Origin of the sequence: Syntrophus sp. (in: bacteria) (genome assembly GCF_040768185.1) — a bacterium.
In the GTDB taxonomy this organism is placed as follows: Bacteria; Desulfobacterota; Syntrophia; order Syntrophales; family Syntrophaceae; genus Syntrophus; species Syntrophus buswellii.
This window is the reverse complement of the sequence record NZ_JAXGNC010000010.1, coordinates 87,167-106,416: the sequence shown is the minus strand read 5'-3', so window position 1 is coordinate 106,416 and position 19,250 is coordinate 87,167. Positions and strand designations below refer to the sequence as shown.

The 19,250-nt window shown below is 60.5% G+C and carries 16 protein-coding genes; 11 read left to right on the top strand and 5 right to left on the bottom strand.

Features of this window, described 5'->3' with window-relative positions:
- Positions 1 to 1,259, top strand: a 1,259-nt coding sequence (locus tag AB3175_RS10815; RefSeq protein WP_367360955.1) for an efflux RND transporter permease subunit, incomplete at its 5' end; no start/stop codon positions are given.
- 4 nt (positions 1,260 to 1,263) lie between these two features.
- Entirely contained in the window at positions 1,264 to 2,700 is a 1,437-nt protein-coding gene (locus AB3175_RS10810) for an efflux transporter outer membrane subunit (RefSeq protein WP_367360954.1), read from the top strand.
- Here AB3175_RS10810 and AB3175_RS10805 read toward each other — a convergent pair.
- Complete coding sequence (locus AB3175_RS10805; protein ID WP_367360953.1) at positions 2,691 to 3,137, bottom strand: NUDIX domain-containing protein; 447 nt, start codon at positions 3,135 to 3,137, stop codon at positions 2,691 to 2,693. The genes AB3175_RS10810 and AB3175_RS10805 overlap by 10 nt on opposite strands.
- Positions 3,138 to 3,341: 204 nt before the next feature.
- On the opposite strand from AB3175_RS10805, the gene AB3175_RS10800 reads away from it, so the two are divergent.
- Both AB3175_RS10800 and AB3175_RS10795 read left to right on the top strand, forming a co-directional pair.
- On the top strand, positions 3,342 to 5,702 hold the full coding sequence (locus AB3175_RS10800) for a hypothetical protein (RefSeq protein ID WP_367360952.1): 2,361 nt from the start codon (positions 3,342 to 3,344) through the stop codon (positions 5,700 to 5,702).
- Positions 5,703 to 5,798: 96 nt separating this feature from the next.
- Positions 5,799 to 7,538 carry a DEAD/DEAH box helicase gene (locus tag AB3175_RS10795; protein WP_367360951.1) on the top strand — a complete coding sequence of 580 codons (1,740 nt, stop codon included), beginning with the start codon at positions 5,799 to 5,801 and terminating at the stop codon, positions 7,536 to 7,538.
- A gap of 232 nt (positions 7,539 to 7,770) precedes the next feature.
- Here the strand turns inward: AB3175_RS10795 and AB3175_RS10790 are convergent, their stop codons facing one another.
- The 4 genes from AB3175_RS10790 to AB3175_RS10775 form a co-directional block, all read right to left on the bottom strand.
- Positions 7,771 to 8,502: an aminopeptidase gene (locus AB3175_RS10790; protein WP_367360950.1), complete on the bottom strand. Its 732-nt coding sequence runs from the start codon at positions 8,500 to 8,502 to the stop codon at positions 7,771 to 7,773.
- A 65-nt stretch (positions 8,503 to 8,567) separates the two neighbouring features.
- Complete coding sequence (locus AB3175_RS10785; RefSeq protein ID WP_367360949.1) at positions 8,568 to 8,792, bottom strand: type II toxin-antitoxin system HicA family toxin; 225 nt, start codon at positions 8,790 to 8,792, stop codon at positions 8,568 to 8,570.
- Positions 8,789 to 8,998 (bottom strand): type II toxin-antitoxin system HicB family antitoxin, encoded by a 210-nt coding sequence (locus AB3175_RS10780; RefSeq protein WP_367360948.1) that lies wholly within the window; start codon positions 8,996 to 8,998, stop codon positions 8,789 to 8,791. The genes AB3175_RS10785 and AB3175_RS10780 overlap by 4 nt, the downstream gene beginning before the upstream one ends.
- 117 nt (positions 8,999 to 9,115) lie before the next feature.
- A complete protein-coding gene (locus tag AB3175_RS10775) occupies positions 9,116 to 9,721 on the bottom strand; it encodes a hypothetical protein (protein WP_367360947.1) in 606 nt (201 codons plus the stop codon).
- 652 nt (positions 9,722 to 10,373) lie between these two features.
- On the opposite strand from AB3175_RS10775, the gene AB3175_RS10770 reads away from it, so the two are divergent.
- The 7 genes from AB3175_RS10770 to rbbA are packed head-to-tail and all read left to right on the top strand — an operon-like array spanning position 10,374 to position 19,248.
- Positions 10,374 to 11,534: an MlaE family ABC transporter permease gene (locus AB3175_RS10770; RefSeq protein ID WP_367360946.1), complete on the top strand. Its 1,161-nt coding sequence runs from the start codon at positions 10,374 to 10,376 to the stop codon at positions 11,532 to 11,534.
- Entirely contained in the window at positions 11,531 to 12,322 is a 792-nt protein-coding gene (locus AB3175_RS10765) for an ABC transporter ATP-binding protein (RefSeq protein WP_367360945.1), read from the top strand. Before AB3175_RS10770 ends, AB3175_RS10765 begins: the two co-directional genes overlap by 4 nt.
- Positions 12,323 to 12,359: 37 nt before the next feature.
- Positions 12,360 to 13,346 (top strand): MlaD family protein, encoded by a 987-nt coding sequence (locus AB3175_RS10760; protein WP_367360944.1) that lies wholly within the window; start codon positions 12,360 to 12,362, stop codon positions 13,344 to 13,346.
- 1 nt (position 13,347) lies between these two features.
- Positions 13,348 to 13,956 carry a membrane integrity-associated transporter subunit PqiC gene (locus AB3175_RS10755; protein ID WP_367360943.1) on the top strand — a complete coding sequence of 203 codons (609 nt, stop codon included), beginning with the start codon at positions 13,348 to 13,350 and terminating at the stop codon, positions 13,954 to 13,956.
- A complete protein-coding gene (locus tag AB3175_RS10750; RefSeq protein ID WP_367360942.1) occupies positions 13,953 to 15,389 on the top strand; it encodes an efflux transporter outer membrane subunit in 1,437 nt (478 codons plus the stop codon). Before AB3175_RS10755 ends, AB3175_RS10750 begins: the two co-directional genes overlap by 4 nt.
- Positions 15,386 to 16,456, top strand: coding sequence for an HlyD family secretion protein (locus AB3175_RS10745; protein ID WP_367360941.1), 1,071 nt, complete (start codon positions 15,386 to 15,388; stop codon positions 16,454 to 16,456). Before AB3175_RS10750 ends, AB3175_RS10745 begins: the two co-directional genes overlap by 4 nt.
- Positions 16,453 to 19,248, top strand: a complete 2,796-nt coding sequence (gene rbbA / locus AB3175_RS10740; protein WP_367360940.1) for a ribosome-associated ATPase/putative transporter RbbA — start codon at positions 16,453 to 16,455, stop codon at positions 19,246 to 19,248. Before AB3175_RS10745 ends, rbbA begins: the two co-directional genes overlap by 4 nt.
- The last annotated feature ends 2 nt before the right edge of the window (positions 19,249 to 19,250 follow it).

Here is a 19,250-nt window from a genome sequence, read left to right as displayed (position 1 = left end):
GGATTCGCAACGCCATGGTTTTTGCCTTCGCACCTCCCGCGGTGATTGAACTGGGCACGTCCAAAGGGTTCGACCTCCAGCTCCTCGACCGGGGCGGCATGGGGCACGCCCGGCTGATGGCGGCCCGGAATCAGCTCCTCGGCATGGCGGCTCAAGACAAGGTATTGACGAAGGTCCGGCCCAACGGCCTGGAAGATGTGCCGGAGTACCGGGTTGACGTCGACTGGGAAAAGGCCGGCGCGCTGGGATTGCCGATAACGTCGATCCACGGCACGATCTCCTCGGCCTTCGGCAGCGCCTATGTCAATGACTTCATCCAGGCCGGCCGGGTCAAACGGGTGTACGTCCAGGCGGATGCCCCCTACCGCATGCTGCCCAGCGACCTGGAAAAGCTTCACGTTCGCAATAACGCGGGCCGGATGGTTCCCTTTTCCTCCTTCGCCACGGGACACTGGACATCCGGCTCTCCCAAACTGGAGCGATACAACGGTTTCCCGTCCGTCAACATCGTGGGAGAGGCGGCGGCGGGCAGGAGTTCCGGTGAAGCCATGGAGGCCATGGAAGGGTTTGTCGCAAAGTTGCCGCAGGGTGTCGGCTTCGACTGGACCGGCCTTTCCTACCAGGAGCGGATGGCCAGCTCTCAGGCCGGATTGCTCTATGCCTTTTCCATTTTCGTGATCTTCCTCTGCCTGGCCGCCCTCTATGAGAGTTGGCCGATCCCCTTTTCGATCCTGTTCGCCCTGCCTCTCGGGGTCATTGGCGGCGTCATCGCCTCCAGCCTGCGGGGATTGCCCAACGACGTCTATTTTCAGATCGGCCTTCTGACGACCCTGGGGCTCACGACCAAGAACGCCATCCTGATCGTCCAGTTCGCGAAGGCCGGACGGGAAAGGGGCATGGATCTGATCGAAGCCACCCTGGAGGGAGCCCGACTGCGTTTCCGGCCGATCGTCATGACCTCCCTGGCCTTCGGTTTCGGCGTTCTCCCCCTTACCCTGGCCACAGGAGCGGGAGCGGGCGCCCAGAATGCCATCGGCACCGGCGTACTGGGAGGAATGGTCACCGCCACGGTCCTGGTGATCATTTTTGCTCCCCTCTTCTACGTGCTGATCGAAAAACTGTTCGGGAAAAAACTGCAGCAGAAGACGGCCGGAACAGATCCGCTCAACGCATCCCACCGCATTGGCGTGATCGATCAGGAACTGACGGAGGAACTCAAGGCCGTCGAAGAAGAGAAGAAAAATCCAATCGAGGATTGAGAAGATGAATCGAAACAAGAATAGATGCCGGCTTTTGATGCTTGGAATCCTTGCGGTCCTGCTGGGAGGATGCACCCTGGCCCCGAAGTACGACCGCCCGGCGCCTCCCGTCCCCGGCAACTGGCCGACGGGCGCCGCCTACCAGGAAGAAAGGCCTGCCCTTTCCGAACCGGCAGCCGATTTGCCATGGCGGGAATTTCTTCCCGAGGAACGCCTGCAAAAGACCGTCGAAATAGCCCTGAAAAACAGCCGCGACCTGCGCCTGGCGGCCTTGAGCGTCGAGAGGGCGCGGGCGCTCTATCGCGTTCAGCGCGACGAACTGCTGCCCTCGCTGGATGCGGCCGGAAGCGGAATCAAGGAACGGGTGCCGGCGGATCTCTCCTCAAGCGGGCGCAGAACGACCCGGGAACAATACCGTGTCGATTTCGGCGTCAGTTCCTGGGAAATCGATTTTTTCGGACGCATCCAGAGCCTCAAGGACCGAGCGCTGGAAGAGTATCTGGCAACGGACGAGGCCCGGCGCAACGCACAGATTCTGCTGGTATCGGAGGTGGCCAACGTCTGGTTTGCCCTGGCGGCCGATGGGGAGAATCTCGCCCTCTCCCACTCCACGCTTGAAACCCAGCAAACCGCCTACAATCTGATCCGAAAGCGCTATGACGTGGGGCTCGCATCGGAACTGGATCTCAGCCGTGCGCAGACCCAGGTGGATACGGCCAGGCGAAACGTCGCCATTTACACACAATGGGCGGCGCAGGATGTCAACGCCCTAAATCTTCTCGCGGGGACGCCCGTTCCCGCGGAGTTCCTCCCTTCGGAGCTCAGTTGGATCAAACCTCCGAAAGAGGTCTCGGCCGGCCTTTCTTCCGATGTGCTGTTAAGCCGGCCCGATGTGCTGGCGGCGGAACACCGGCTCAAAGCGGCCCACGCCAACATCGGCGCCGCCCGGGCGGCCTTCTTCCCCCGCATCTCCCTGACAACCACTGTCGGAACGGCAAGCGCCGACCTGTCCGACCTGTTCAAGTCCGGACAGGGCACCTGGACTTTCGGCCCGCAGATCGTCATGCCGATTTTCGACGCCCGCACCTGGTCCGCTTATGATGTCACAAAAGTGGAGCGGGAGATCTCCGTAACCCGGTACGAACAGACGATTCAGGCGGCCTTCCGGGAAGTGGCGGATGCCCTGGCTCTGAAGGGTACCCTGGGAGAGCAGTTGGCGGCACAGCAATCCCTTGTGGAGGCGACCGCCAAGGCTTACCGCCTCGCCGACGCCCGCTACGACAGGGGAATCGACAGCTACCTGAGTGTCCTGGACGCCCAGCGTTCCCTGTACAGCGCTCAGCAGGCCTTGACCGCCCTTCGCCTTGAGGGGTTCACCAGCCGGATCACCCTGTACAAGGTGCTGGGCGGCGGATCAACGGAGGACTTCCGTTACCAGTAACCCCGCTCCATGCAGTTGCTGATGAAGGTGATGGACCGGCGGGGAGCTTCGGAGAGACTGATCGAAAGCTGTTTGCCCACGTCGGGATACAGGGGAAGCGAAGGTAATCGATCCAGGGAAACCCAGGCGACATCCAGGGAATGAGTGGCGTCAGGCCGCACTTTCGGAGCGCCGCGGATTTCCGTTGCCTCGAAGACAATGTGCAGGGTCTGGGGATGCCTCTTTCCGGCAGGGGCTTCGCCGATCAGGATAATGTCGCCGATATCGACCTTCACCCCCAGCTCTTCCTTCCATTCGTTCACAATGGCTTCCTGGAGCGGTATGTCCTTGTCCACCCCGCCGCCGGGAAGGGCAAAGACCTCCTTTCCGCCGTAGACGTACTTCATGCAGAGAATTTCACCGGCCTGTTCAAATACAGCGGATACGCGAACTCTCATAAAAACCTCCTCATGCCATTGGCTGTTGATAGATTTCTTGGTAACACATTTCCCGATTTTATTCGAGGTTTAGCTTTGGGAAGGCCGATGCCGCCCTGCCGGAGGGAACCGGCATTTTCCTGATAAAAATTCTTGCATGATGAATGCAAATAAAGCAGAATCCCGGCAGAATAGGTGATCCAGAAATAGGATTATTGAGCATTTATGAATCGGCAATTTACTTCGGCATCCGTTTCAAAAAAGAGCGAGCAGCTTTCATCACTCTATAACGCATTATCCCCGGCGGAGAAGCTCCTGGTCCAGTTCTGTTCCGTTGCGATGGAACCGATGAGCATGACCACGGTCATCCGCTGCTTCGATGTCACGGGAATTCACTCCAACGGAACCGGCAGGACCAGTTGGCAGAACCTGCAGCCGGCCCTGAAGCGGATCCTGAAGCTGGGCCTGGTGGATAACCACTATCAATGCCCGGAAGGATTCCGGGAAATCGCCACCCGGCTGGCCGTTGCAGACGGGCACTTTGAGAAGATGGCCCGGACGATTCAACGGCTCATGCCCGGAAATCGCTATCTTTCCCGCTATTCTCCGGAATACGACTGGAAGCGCGTTCTGCGGGATTTCCGCATCGCCCTGTACCGAGGGGATTCCCGCGAGGTCAAGGTGCTCTACGACCAGATGCTGCGTTACTGCCCGGTACCCTTCCGCATCCCCGACCCTTTTCTGCGCATCTGCAACGCACCCTTCGATCCGGCCTGGTTCGCCACACTGCCCCTGGATCTCCGCTCCGCCGCGTTATCCCGAATCCTTTTCCAGAGTCTCATCTTCCTTGAACCTGACGAGGCGCCGCTCAATGACGCCCTGGCTCTGGCCTTCGGGGAACAGCCGCAGGGGTACGGAGAGCGCCCCCTGCTCCATGTCCTGGCCCTTCGCCTGCTGCTGGGAGGCCGCCTTGATGAAGCCGGGCGGCTTCTGGACAAGTTGAGAAACGAAGCAGAAGGCTCAACGGATGGCCTGCAGGGATGCCTTTACTTCCTCGAAGGGAAGAACGAGGAGTCCATCGCCGCCTACGAGGCGGAACTCCGCCAACTGATCCGGAGATCCGGCATTCGAAACAATTTCTTTATCGATCCGGCGGGCCTTTTTTTCCTGCTGGCCTTGCTGAAGTCCTATTCCGCATCCCCGGACACGGCAGGGGCGGCGAAAATCAAAAAATATCTGTACCTGACGGCCCACCGCAACAATCCCAACAGCTTTTATATTGCCGGCCTGACCGCCCTGCGAAAAATCGCCGCTACCCTGATGATGGACCCGGACTACCCCGCTTACGACTCGCCCCAGGAAGGGACCGGCATCGGGGCCATTTTCACCGCCTTGGCGGAATACTGGCAGAAGCGCCGCCTGGGATCAAAGACCATTGTGTCGCTGCAGGAGTTGTATCGGCAGGCCCGGGAAAGTGGCATGTCCTGGGCCGCGATGGAATGCGCAGGCCTGCTGGACGCCGGCGGCGTCAATACGGCCCTGTACCGGCAGCAGGTCCGGGAGATCGGTGAAGCTACAGGGCTGGTCTCTCTGATCCCATCGATCCATTTTGAAGAGCCCTGGAGGAAAAGCCTCCGTGCCCTGAAGCAGGCGGCGGAGACGGAGCGTCCGGCTGCCGCGTCCGCTGAAAAACGGCTGATCTGGCTTTTCCGGCACGGAGAGGAAGGGCTGTCCCTCAAGCCGCTGGAGCAGAGGCAGAAGGCCCGGGGGGGATGGACTTCGGGGCGGCCCGTCGCCCTCAGCCGGCTGCACAAGGGAACCAACCTGGAGTACCTGAGCCGTCAGGATCACATGATCCGGGCGACCCTGAAAGCGGAATCACGCTATTACGGAGGGTACAGCAGCGCCGAGTATTATTTTGACTGGGAAAAGACCCTGCCGCTGCTCGTGGGCCATCCCCTGATTTTTTCCGAAGAGAACCCGGAAAAATCCGTGGAATTTCTCCGAGGGGAGGTGGAGCTGGTGGTGACGGAATCCCAGGAAGGATTGCGCCTCCACTTGAGCGTTCCCCTTTCGGAATCCCGGGTGACCATGCTGCCGGAAAGCCCCACCCGCTTCAAGGTCTGCGAGCTGTCGGACGCACATCGACGCATCGGGCAGATCCTGGGCGGCAAGGGATTGATGGTTCCAGCAACGGCCAAAAATGAGCTCATCGAAGCCATGGCGGAGCTTTCCACCCTGGTGACCATCCATTCCACCATCGGCGGAAGCGCGGAGGCCCTCGAGGAGATTGAAGGCGATCCCCATCCGGTTGTCCAGCTGGCACCGATCGGCGAAGGATTCCACGTGGAAGTGCTGGTGCGCCCCTTCGGCAGTGGAGGGATCCGCCTGCAACCGGGTAAAGGCATGGAGCACGTCATGGCGGACATGGACGGGAAACGGATGCTGGCCCGGCGGGATCTCGCCCTGGAGATCCGGAAGGTGAAGCTCCTGGAAGATTCCTGCCCTACGCTGGCCCTGGTGCTCAACAACCGGGGGCAGGGATACCTGGAAAATCCGGAGGATTGCCTGGAAGTGCTGCTGTAGCTGAAAGCCCTGCAGGAGCAGGGAGAAGCGGTTGCGGAATGGCCGGAGGGAGAATCCCTGAAGACGCCGCAGACGGTAACGTTCGATTCGTTCCGCATGAAGATTCGCAAATCCGGAGACTGGTTCGAGCTGGAGGGTCAGCTCAAACTGGATGACGGCCTGCTTCTGGACATGAAAACGCTCCTTGAACTGGCAGAGAACGCACCCCGCCGTTTTCTACCCCTGGGGGAAGGCCGCTTTGTCGCCCTCACCGAGGCGCTGCGCCGGCGCCTGGATGAAATGAGCCCCTACGTGGACAAGGAGGCAGACGCTGTCCGATGCCACGCCCTGGCCGTTCCCGTCATGGACGATCTCCTCGACGATTTTCCCCACGTGAGCCGGGACTCCTCCTGGAAGGAGCGGTTGAAGGCCTTCGAACAGGGGACGTCCCTGAAGCCAGCCGTCCCCTCCACGCTGATGGCGGAACTGCGGGATTACCAGGTGGCCGGTTTTGAATGGATGTCCCGCCTGTCGTCATGGGGGGCGGGTGCCTGCCTGGCAGACGACATGGGGCTGGGAAAAACGCTTCAGGCCCTGGCGGTTCTCCTGCAGCGGGCCCCCCAGGGGCCCGCCCTGGTGGTTGCCCCCACGTCCGTCTGCATGAACTGGCTGGCTGAAATCAACCGTTTCGCACCGACTCTCAATCCCGGCCTGTTCGGCGGCCGGCACCGTGAGGAGCTGGTCGGAAGCCTCCAGGGCATGGATGTGATGATCTGCAGTTACGGTCTGCTGCAGCAGGAAGCGGAACTCCTGGCAACGGTCCAGTGGCGCACCATCATCCTCGATGAGGCCCAGGCCATCAAGAATTTCGAGACCCAGCGGGCTCAGGCCGCCCTGGCCCTCAAGGGCGATTTCCGTCTGATCACCACCGGCACCCCCATTGAAAATCACCTGGGTGAGTTCTATACCCTTTTCGACTTCATCAATCCCGGACTGCTTGGCTCCCGCCGGCAGTTTAACGAGCGCTATGCCATCCCCATTGAGAAGAACGGCGACCGGGAAGCCAGGAAGAGGCTGAAGAAGCTGGTTTCCCCTTTTCTCCTGAGGCGCATCAAATCCCAGGTTCTTGATGAGCTGCCTCCCCGGACCGAGGTGACTCTCCAGGTGGAGATGTCTCCGGAAGAAACAGCGCTCTACGAGGCCCTGCGGCGAGAGGCCGTGGAAGCCCTGGAGCAGGACGAGAGCCCCTCGGGACAGAAGCACCTGAAAATCCTGGCGGAGATCATGCGGCTGCGGCAGGCCTGCTGCCACCCCCGACTGGTTCTGCCGGAAAGCGACCTGGCCAGCTCCAAGCTGGCCCTGTTCGGGGAAGTGGTGGAGGAACTGCTGGAAAATTCCCACAAGGCGCTGGTTTTCAGCCAGTTCGTCGGCCACCTGACCCTGATCCGGAATTATCTGAAGGTGAAGGGCATCGAGTACCGCTACCTCGACGGCGGCACACCGCCCAAGGAACGCCGGCGGGAAGTGGAGGCCTTTCAGGCGGGACAGGGCTCCCTGTTCCTCATCAGCCTCCGGGCCGGGGGCGTGGGCCTCAACCTGACGGCGGCGGACTACGTCATCCACATGGACCCCTGGTGGAATCCGGCGGTGGAGGATCAGGCCTCCGACCGGGCGCACCGCATCGGCCAGCAGCGTCCCGTGACCGTGTACCGCTTGGTGACGAAGAACACCATCGAAGAAAAAATCCTGAAGCTCCACGGCACGAAGCGCGACCTGGCCAACAGCCTGCTGGACGGAAGCGATATGAGCGGCAGGATGTCGGCGGATGAGCTGCTTCAAATGATCCGGGAAGGATAACCCTGCCGCTCGTCGTTCATTCCGGATCCCGCAGAACGATGCGTCAAGTGACGACAATAACGATCGGCTGCTCCGGGACTTTTTCCCCCGCCCTCAGCAGGCAATATTGCTGATGCGCACCTTTAAAAACAGCCACAAATCATCCCCCTTGATTTCAGCCCGATATGGATCGTTGTCCCTGGCAGTTGAGATTTCCAGTGGGTGCTCATCTGTAGCCGATTACTGTTATGGCTCACCTCGAGTACCGCGCCAACGTACCCTCGATAGCTGCCTGATAAGCCTTTGTCTTCAGCAGCTCAACCTGCTGTTGATCGGAGCGTTCGCGGGTGAGGGAAGCACTGTACGCTGTGTCTTCGAAAACCTTTGGTACGAAAATGTCCCACTGACCCGTCTTGACGTCTATGAGGGCAACCTTCAGACGAATGCGAAGTTCCTGGGCCTGGTCCGGGATTGCCATCCCTGCCAGGGGAACCCAGGAGACAGACTTTGTGATGAGATTCTTTGTTCCCGATTCAAGAACGCCCCAGTAGACCAGGATCTTTTCGATGCCTGCTCCGGCAGCGGCAAGCCGCAGCGCCTTCGCATAGCTTGCGTTGGTCTTCTTTCCCTGCTCGGGAACACCGGTGAAGACGCTCACGGAAAAGTACCTTTCAGCGCTCGCCGTCATGTCTTGATCTGGAATCATGGCTCCCGACTGGATGAGAAGAATGGAATCGCCTTTGCGCAAAGTGAGCCGGCTCTTGCCGGCACTTGCAGCCGCAAGTATGTCCTGTTCCGTTATCTCTTTTCCAGCATCGATGCCGAGAACATCGAATTCGCTCAACTCGCCCTTATAGAGCGGGTTGTCGGTTCCCCGGCTGTAATAGCCACCCGGATTGTAACCGGAGTTAGAGATGGATCTGGTGGCACAACCACTCAGCACCACAAAAAACAATAGAAGCATGAGCAAACCAAGTCTTTTCATAGGGTTCTCCTTTTCTAGCCGGACGTCCGGCCTCAGCGGCTTGTCCGATGTATGCCGTTGTCCGCTCACATCAGACTCTTCAGCTCTTCTTCCGTTGTTTCACAGTCTTTGAGCATTTGCGCCAGCAGCCCGCGACCAATTGTCTCGCCACGATGAACAGGAACCACCGTGCATCTGCCGTCCGGATGACGGAGAAAATGCTGGCTTCCCTTCCGGCGAACGACTTCAAAACCAAGCCTTCCAAGACTCTTGATAAAGCGGTTCCCTGTAATTGCGGGAAGAGTACTCATGCGGTAATGGCTATTCTCTGCACACCGACGAACTCGGTAGGTACGGGTTCTTCAACTTCGAGACAAAGTTCAATCGCTTCCCTTACCCTTTTCATAAGTGCATCCAGGGATCTTGCCTGGGTATGACAGCCCCGCAGCGTCGGTAAGGAAGCGACAAAATACCCGTCTTTGTCCTTTTCAATGACAACGCGAAACTCTCTGATCATTTTATGATCCACCACATATTTTACGAGACATGACAACCGTAAGCCATGGTTGTCATGTTCCATGTTAAGCGATCGAAAGGATCAGCAGCACGCGTAGCGCGTCGGCGGCAATCTTCATTAGGTACATTCCGGCAATGCGACAACGGTGTAATCAACGACATCCTCAAAGATACGGTCGTATGCACTGAGGAGTGCAACCTGTCGGACTTGATTATCCGCCTCCAACCCTACAGCAAAGATGCCCTCAGGCGCTTGTGCAAATTGCCCGTAGGTATCGTCCGCCAAGGGCAGTGCGAACGTGACAGGTTTCCCAGGTGACAATGATTCCTTAATAGGCAAGGAAACAGCAAGTCGGATATTGGATTTGGCTAATGGTTCCTTAAACAAAGACGATGGATCGAGAGGCGGTTCAGGTTGAAGGGGAGGGTATTTCGAGTGCCATGCAGGATTCCAGCGTATAGTCTCACGAATTTCCTTAATGTGCAGACGTATCTGTCCTGCCAAAATGTCTATGTCAACCCGGTCCACCAACAGTGTAGCCTCAGGTGAATCTGGTCGCATACCGTTGATGAGTCGCAGCAGAAAAGGTGGAGGGCCGACCCGTTCGAGTCTGGACAGCCAGTAGTCAGTAACGTCTCGATACTCAATCTTCTTCGATCCATCCAGTATTCTCGCCAGCCATTCGCGCCGGATATTCGCAGTGAGGGTATTGAGCCCCTGCATCTAGCACCTCCGTGGGCATAGTGATTTTGAGATTGCGCCTAACGGCCTGCTCACCGGACCCGCGCTTTTTGCGAGCCCCGGTAGTGCTCGTGATTGTAAGAAATTTTATTTGCTTCCTATGTGTCTTTTTCTTCCAGGGTTTGTCACTCAGCTCTTACCTTTTAGCTTACGAAAGTAGCTTTGACTACCAAAGGAGATATGCTATTTATCTTTAGGGTTGATGCTTAAGGTTCGTACTTTGAATCTATGAATGAATCCGAATCTCAAGTTCAGGACCCAAGTCCGCGAATTCCTCAGATATCACCACTAAGCCTATCGCACAGGGAAGACCCATTGTCAATAAATTCATCGGTATATCCAATGCTTCGGAAGTAAAACCCACCCGTGTCTTCCTGGCACACAAAATCGGTAGATGATTCTCATGAGCGGGAGAACCGGCATAACGGATGGTGAAAAGAATTCGAAATTCTGGTATAGTGCCGTCACATCGGCAGCAACTGCCGGAAAACGGCAGGGGCATCATACTGTGACGGATGAAGAAACCGTGAACCCGTGGAAAGATAGAATCTGACAGCAGATGACGGCTTGTAACCCTGAAGCGCTGCCAGTACCGATATCACCTGATTCATAGAAAAAACCATCGCTGATTCCGATGCAACAGGAACATTCCGATACAGCCCATTTTGAGGACGCTGCCGTACAGTTTATCCCGGTTGCCCCGGACAGACTTGTCCTGAAATTTTCCGGAAACTGGGTGGCGGGCGGCGATCTTCCCGATGCCGACGAGGCCCTGCAGGACCTTGTCCGGACAAAACCGGCGCCCCGGATCGCTTTCGTAACCGAAGGCCTTGGCGCCTGGGACAGCGGCTTTCTGGTCTTTCTGGCCAGGATCGTCGATCTCTGCAACGGAAGCGGGACTCCGGTCGATCTTTCCGGGCTGCCCGAAGGGGTTCGAAAGCTTCTGGACCTGGCCTCTCCCGATAAACAGCGTACGGGGGTGACGCGTGAAAAGTCCTCTCCGGGCTTTCTGGTGCGGGTTGCCGATGCAACCCTGGATCTCTTCCATGGCTTTCAGGAAATGCTCGCCTTCATCGGCGACGCCACCCTCTCCTTCTTCAAACTGCTGCGGGGGAAGGCCGAATTCCGCCGCTCCGACCTGAGCCAGGCGCTCCAGGAGACAGGCGCTCAGGCCCTGCCCATTGTTTCCCTCATCAGCCTCCTCGTGGGGATGATTCTCGCCTTCGTGGCCGCGATTCAGCTCAAGCTGTTCGGCGTTCAGATCTACGTGGCCGACGTGGTGGGCATCGGCGTGGTGCGGGTCATGGGGGCCATCATGACGGGAATCATCATGGCGGGTCGGACGGGAGCGGCCTTTGCCGCTCAACTCGGAATGATGCAGGTCAATGAAGAGATTGACGCCCTGGAATCCCTGGGGATCCCGCCGATGGACTTTCTCGTCCTGCCCCGGATGCTGGCGCTGATGCTGATGATGCCCATGCTGTGCATTTATTCCGATCTCATGGGCATCCTGGGAGGGATGATTGTCGGCGTCGGCATGCTCGACCTGGGCGTGGCCGAGTACTATTACCAGACGCTCAAGGCGGTGAAATTGACCTACTTCTGGATCGGCCTTTTCCACAGTTTCGTCTTCGGGATCCTGGTGGCCCTGGCCGGCTGCCTGCGCGGCCTTCAGTGCGAGCGGAACGCCGCCGCCGTCGGCTTCGCCGCCACATCAGCCGTGGTCACCGGCATCGTCAGCATCGTCGTGGCCACCGCCGTCATAACGCTTCTCTGCCAGGTGCTGGGCATATGAGCGCACCGAAGCCCGATTCCGGAAATGAACGGGAAATCGTCATCGAAGTCCGTAACCTGGAAATTTCCTACGGCAGTTTCGTCCTGATGCGCGACCTCAATTTTCAGATCCGCCGAGGCGACATCTTCATCATCATGGGCGGAAGCGGCTGCGGCAAGAGCACCCTCATGAAGCAGATGATCGGCCTCAAGAGGCCGGCCGGCGGCAAGGTCCTTTACGGCGACGTCAGTTTCTGGGATGTCGAGCCCAGCCGGCAGGAGCAGCTCAAGAGGCGATTCGGCATCCTCTTTCAGAGCGGCGCTCTCTGGAGCTCCATGACGCTGGCGGAAAACGTCGCCCTGCCCCTGGAGCAGTATACGGATCTGACTCCCGCCCAGATTCGGGAACTGGTTTCGTTCAAGCTGGCCCTGGTCGGACTCGGCGGCTTCGAGGACTTTTATCCCTCGGAGCTCAGCGGGGGCATGAAGAAACGGGCCGGCCTCGCCAGGGCCATGGCCCTCGATCCGGACTTCCTCTTTTTCGACGAGCCCTCCGCGGGGCTCGATCCGATCAGCGCCCGGCTGCTGGACGATCTGATCATTGAGCTGAGCGAAAGCCTGGACACGACCGTGGTCGTGGTCACCCATGATCTGGCGAGCATTTTTGCCATCGGCACCCATTCCATCTTTCTCGACCCCGAAGAAAAGACCATGACGGCAGCGGGCAATCCTAAACAGATCCTGGCCGAGTCGGGGAATGAAAAAGTCGTCCGTTTCCTCACCCGGGGGGAAGGGCGGAAACCGGAATGAGGGCTGCGCAATTTCCCGGAAAGCAGAGGAAAACCCTATGAGCGGAAAAGCGAATAAAACGTTGATCGGCGCCTTTGTGGTCGGGGCCCTGGCCATCCTGATCGGCGCGGTGCTGGCCCTGGGCTCCGGCAAGTTCTTTCGGGAGAGCAAATACTATGTCCTGTTCTTCGAAGGATCGGTCAAGGGGCTCAACGTGGGATCTCCCGTAACATTCCGGGGGGTCAAGATCGGCGAAGTCACCCACATCAGTGTGGTCATCGACCCCGCGAACCATGCCCTGAACATCCCGGTGATCATCCGCCTTGAGCCGGTACGGATCGAAGGCGCCGAAGGGCTGAGGGTCGACGCGAAGGCCATTGATAAGGCGATCGGCGCTGGGCTGAGGGGGCAGCTTCAGCTTCAGAACTTTGTGACCGGGCAACTCATGGTGGCCCTGGATTTCTTCCCATCGAAACCAGCCCGTTACGTGGGGACCAATAAGGCGTACACCGAAATTCCCACTATCCCTACGGAATTTCAGGAGCTTCAGAGATCCGTTTCCAACCTCCCCCTGAGAGAAATCATCGCCAATCTGAACGGCGCCGTTCAAGGGCTTGACCGGCTCCTCAATTCCATCAATGCAAAACAAACCAGTCAGACCCTGGAAGCCACTCTCAAGGACGTCCAAACCCTCGTCCGGCACCTGGACGGTCAGATCGATCCCCTCTTCGAAAATCTGGCTCGGACCTCCACCGCCACGGAAGAGACATTGGTCGAGAGCCGGGCGACCGCCACGGCCCTCCGGGAGGATGTCCGAGAGCTGGTCGCCTCGACAAAGATGACGCTGGAATCGACCCAGGCGCTGATGAAGCAATCCGAACGGACCCTGCAGACCTATTCGGAGGATTCCCCCCTGGTGGCGGAAATGAACAGGGCCCTGCAGGAACTCGGCGCGGCGTCCCGTTCGCTGCGACACCTTTCCGATTTCCTGGAACGCCATCCCGATTCCCTGCTCAAGGGCAAGGCCATCCCGAAAGGATATTGACATGAACAGAGCCTTTTTCTTCCCCGGAACTTTTTTTCTCGCCGCGGCCCTTCTTCTTGCCGGCTGTGCAGGTTCACCCCAGGTCCGGTTTTATGCGCTCACCCCCCTCGAACAGCCGGGGCCGGGTTTCCCTCCTTCCCAGGCGGAGCCTCCTTTCTCGGTCACCATCGCCCCCATTGAAATCCCGGACTACCTGGACCGCCCCCAGATTGTGACACGGGAGGGCGAAAACGCGTTGACCCTTGCCGAATTCGACCGCTGGGCAGGCTCCCTGAGGGACAACATGAGCACGGTGCTGATGGAAAATCTATCCGTGCTCCTCGGATCGAAGCGGGTCTTTGTCCATCGCCGGATCCGCACCGAACAAACCGATTACCTTCTGGCCCTTCGGGTCCTCCGGCTCGACTGTTCGCCCGGCAACCAGGTTCTCCTCAAGGCCCAGTGGACCATTTTTTCCGGTCAGAACCGGGAAGGCATGACGGAAATGGCCACCCTGACGGAACCCCTTGCGGACAGCCGCTATGAAACGCTGGCGGCAGCCGTCAGCCGGGTCCTCGCCCGGCTGAGCGTCGAAATTGCCGGGAATTTGAGGCAAGGCTTCCCCCAATGAACCTTCAAAGGATTCTGCCTGGCATCGTGATGCTCCTGGTGGCCGGCTGTTCGCTAGCCCCCTCCTATGAGCGGCCAACCCTGCCCACGGCGGCGGCCTATCCCAACACGGCGGCGGAAAATCAGGCCGCTGACGCTGCCCATCGACTCAACTGGCGTGAATTCTTCACGGACAAACGGCTCCATGGATTGATCGCCCTGGCGCTGGAGAACAATCGCGATCTGCGGATCGCCATGTACCGCGTTCAGGAGGCGCGGAGCCTCTACGGCATAGAGCGCGCCGACCAGTTTCCCAATATTGGTGCCGGAGCGGTCAGTGACCGGTCCCGGGTGCCGGCCGACCTCTCGCCCACCGGACATTCCATGATTTCCGAACGGTATTCGGCCACCCTGAACCTCAGCGCCTGGGAGCTCGATTTCTGGGGCCGGGTGCGCAACCTCTCCGCCGCCGCCCTTGAATCCTACCTGGCGACGGAAGAGGCTCGACGCGCCGTTGTCATCAGCCTCGTCGCTGAGGTTGCCAATTCCTATCTCCTGGCGCGGGAATTGGACGAACTGATCGATATTGCCCAGTCCACCCTGGCCACCCGGGCGGAATCCTACCGGATCATGAAGCGACGCTACGAGGTGGGGGCCGGTTCGAAACTGGACGCGGTCCAGGCGGAAACCCTCCTCAATTCAGCCCGGGCGAACCTGGCCCTCCTGCAGCGCACGCGGGACCTGAATCGAAATGCCCTGACCCTTCTGACCGGAGCCGCCCCGCCGGTGGAAACGTCGCCCCTGTCCCGGATCGAAGCCGGATTTGTCCGGAAAATTTCCGTTGGGGTGCCCTCCGACCTGCTGCTCAACCGTCCCGACGTCCTGGCGGCGGAACACCGCCTCAAGGCGGCCTTCGTCAATATCGGGGCCGCGCGGGCGGCCTTCTTTCCGCGCATCGTGCTGATCGGAAGCGCCGGGACCGCCAGCGCCGACTTGAGCGATCTCTTTGCCGCGGGCAGCGGCGTCTGGAATTTCATGCCCAGCATCACCCTGCCGATTTTCGAGGGCGGACGAAATCTGGCCAACCTGGACCTGTCGGAGGCACGCCGTCATCTGGCGGTCGCCGACTATGAACGGACAATCATGGGGGCCTTCCGAGAGGTGGCGGATGCCCTGGCCGAAAGGCGCTGGCTCGCCGAACAGGTGGCCGCTCAGCAGGCCACCCTGGTGGCCCAGACGGAACGCGCCCGCCTCGCCGGACTGCGCTACCAGAGCGGCGCTGCGCCTTATTTCGAAGTGCTCGATGCGGAGCGCGACCGGTTTGCCGCCGAGCAGGCGCTGGTTCAATCAAGGCGGGCGCTGCTGTCCAGCAGTGTCAACCTCTATGCCGCCCTGGGCGGTGGAGGAGAAGATCGGCCCGAGCACAATTCATCGAGTCAGGAGAGGGGTTCATGACAGTTCAGCAGAAAAAATGGTTGATCCGCATTGCCGTGGCATTGGCCGTCGTCGTTCTGGCTCTTCTTGCCTGGCAGCGTTACGCCGATCGGCCGGATGAGGGTCTGGCCGGCGGAAACGGCCGGATCGAGGCGACGGAAATCGATGTGGCCGCCAAAATCGCCGGCCGGATCAAGGAAATCCTGGTGCGGGAGGGCGATTTTGTCACGGCGGGGCAGGTGGTCGCCATGATGGACACGGATGTGCTCGAGGCGCAGCTTCGTGAGGCCAAGGCCAGGCTGCAGCAGGCACAGAGCGATAGTGCGATCGCCCGCAGCCAGCTGGTGCAGAGGGAAAGCGAGAAAGCGGCTGCGCTTGCCGTTGTGGGGCAGCGTGAAGCCGAGCTCGCGGTAGCCAGAAAGCGCCTGGCCCGCTCCACGACACTGGCCGCAGAGGGGGCGACATCGCAGCAGGAGGAAGATGACGATCGAGCCCGGGTGCAGAGCGGCTCTGCTGCCGTCGCCGCAGCCCGCGCCCAGGTTGCCGCCTCCGAGGCCGCCATTGTTACGGCGCGGGAGCAGGTTGCCGGAAAGGAATCGGCCATCGAAGCGGCGCAGGCAACGGTTGAGCGGATCCAGGCGGATATCAGGGACAGCGCCCTCAAATCCCCCCGGAGCGGCCGGATTCAGTACCGGGTCGCCCAGCCCGGCGAGGTGGTCGGCGCAGGCGGGCGGGTGTTGAGCCTGGTGGATCTGAGCGATGTCTACATGACCTTTTTCCTGCCCACGGCTGTCGTGGGGAAGGTGGCCCTGGGAACCGAGGTGCGCCTGGTGCTGGATGCCGCTCCCCAGTATGCCATCCCCGCTAAAGTTTCCTTTATTGCCGACGTCGCCCAGTTCACCCCCAAGACCGTGGAAACGGCCAGCGAACGGGAAAAGCTGATGTTTCGCGTCCGGGCGCAGATTCCCGTGGAGCTGCTGCAGAAATACATCACCCAGGTCAAGACGGGGCTGCCCGGCGTGGCCTATGTGCGGCTGGACCCCACTGCGGAGTGGCCGAACCGCCTCCGGGAAAAGCTCGTCCAATGAAGGCCGTCGACGCGGCTGCTGATGCCTTTCTTTCCCCACCACCATTCCCGCCCGTGGCGAGGCTGCAGGATGTCAGCCTGAACTACGGCAGGACGAAGGCCCTTGAACGGATTACCCTCGACCTGCCTTCCGGCTCCATGGTCGGCTTCATCGGTCCCGACGGCGTGGGCAAGTCCAGCCTGCTGTCCCTGGTGGCCGGGGCGCGGAAGATCCAGTCCGGCCGGATCTCCGTACTGGAGGGCGACATGGCCGATGCCGGCCACCGCCGCGCGGCCTGCCCCCGGATCGCCTATATGCCGCAGGGGCTTGGCAGAAACCTCTATCCCACGCTTTCCGTTTTCGAGAATGCCGACTTCTTCGGACGGCTCTTCGGTCATGCCCGTGAAGAACGCGAGCATCGCATCGGAAACCTGCTCTCGGCGACAGGGCTCGCCCCATTCGCCGATCGTCCCGCCGGCAAGCTCTCCGGAGGCATGAAACAGAAGCTGGGCCTCTGCTGCGCCCTGATTCACGACCCCGACCTGCTGATACTGGACGAGCCCACGACCGGTGTCGATCCGCTGTCCCGGAGGCAGTTCTGGGAGCTCATCACCCGCATCCGCGTCGGCCGGCCCGGCATGAGCGTTCTGGTGGCCACCGCCTATATGGAGGAGGCGGCCCGTTTCGACTGGCTCGTCGCCATGAACGCCGGCCGTCTGCTCGCCGCGGAAGCCCCCCGGGAGCTCCTCGACGCCACCGGTACAGCCACCCTGGAAGAGGCCTTCATCGCTCTGCTCCCACCGTCCCAGCGCGAAGGTTACCGGCCGGTCGTCATTCCCCCCCGCGAGCCGGATGCCGACTCCGGAAAAACCGCCATCGAGGCCCACGGTCTCACCATGCGCTTCGGCGATTTCACCGCTGTTGATTCCGTCAGTTTCCGCATCGGGCAGGGGGAAATTTTCGGCTTCCTGGGATCCAACGGGTGCGGCAAGACCACCACCATGAAGATGCTCACGGGCCTTCTGCCCGCCAGCGAGGGGGAGGCCCGGCTCTTCGGCCGGCCGGTGGATCCAAAGGATATCGAGACACGGCGGCGCGTCGGCTATATGACCCAGTCGTTTTCTCTCTACGGCGAGCTGACGGTGCGGCAGAACCTGGTGCTTCATGCGCGCCTTTTCCGGATGCCGGAGGAAGGAATCCCGGCACGGGTGGAGGAGATGGCCCGGCGCTTCGGCCTCAGCGAGGAGATGGAGAGCCTCCCCGCCTCCCTGCCGCTGGGCCACCGGCAGCGTCTCTCCCTGGCGGTGGCGATGATCCACGGCCCGGAGATGCTGATCCTCGACGAACCGACCTCGGGGGTGGACCCGGTGGCGCGGGATGCCTTCTGGCAGATCATGATCGATCTGGCCCGCCGGGACAAGGTCACCATTTTCATCTCCACCCACTTCATGAACGAAGCGGAACGGTGCGACCGGATCTCGCTGATGCACGCGGGCCGGGTGCTCGTCAGTGACGCTCCGGCAGCGCTGATCGAAAAGCGGGGGGTAAACACCCTGGAAGAGGCCTTCATCGGCTACCTGGAGGAAGCGGAGGAGAGCATGGCGGACGGGGATGCAACGGCCCCGGACGGGCCGTCGGAAATCCCTGCAGGACAATCCGCACCAGCCGGAGCGGCGAAGAGCGACTTCTTCAGCCTGCGGCGCCTCTTCAGCTACAACCGGCGCGAGGCCCTGGAGCTTCTCCGCGACCCGATCCGCCTGACCCTCGCCATGCTGGGGAGCGTCATCCTGATGATCGTCATGGGGTACGGGATCAACATGGATGTGGAGGATCTCTCCTTTGCGGTGCTCGACAGGGACCAGACGACCCTCAGCCGCGATTATGCCCTGAACCTGTCCGGCTCGCGCTACTTTCGTGAACAGCCGCCCATAAAGGACCATGCCGATTTGGACCGGCGCATGCGCGCCGGCGAGATCAGCCTGGCCATCGAGATTCCTCCCGACTTCAGCCGCTCCCTGCACCGGGGCTCACCGGTGGCCATCGGCGCCTGGATCGACGGCGCCATGCCCACCCGCGCCGAAACGGTGCGCGGCTACGTGCAGGGGATGCACGCCCACTGGATGGCGAATCTGGCCCGGCACGCCCTCGGGCCGGTGGCAACAGCGGGGGCGGCCAGCATCGAGATCCGGTTCCGCTACAATCCGGACGTGAAGAGCCTGCCGGCCATGGTGCCGGCCGTGATCCCCCTGCTCCTGATGATGATTCCGGCCATGCTGACCGCCCTGGCCGTGGTGCGGGAAAAGGAGCTGGGATCCATCGTCAACTTTTACGTCACCCCAACCACCCGCCTCGAGTTTCTCCTCGGTAAGCAGATCCCCTATGTCTGCCTGGCGTTCCTGAACTTTCTCCTGCTGACCGCCCTGGCTGTTGCCGTGTTCCGCCTGCCCATCAAGGGGAGTTTTACCGCCCTTGCCGCGGGCGCGGCGTTATACTCAATCGCCGCCACCGCCCTAGGCCTGGTGATCTCGGCCTTCATGCGCAGCCAGATCGCCGCGCTGTTCGGCACGACGCTTCTGACCATCCTGCCGGCGGTCCAGTTCTCCGGGATGAACGATCCCGTCTCGTCCCTGGAGGGAGCGGGCGCCGTGATCGGCCGGATCTATCCCACAACCCATTTTTTGACCATTGCCCGGGGAACCTTCTCCAAGGGGCTCGGCTTCAGCGACCTCTCCGCCTCGTTTCTTCCCCTGCTGCTGGCCGTTCCCATCCTCATCGCCCTGGGAACCCTTCTGCTCAGAAAACAGGAATCCTGACC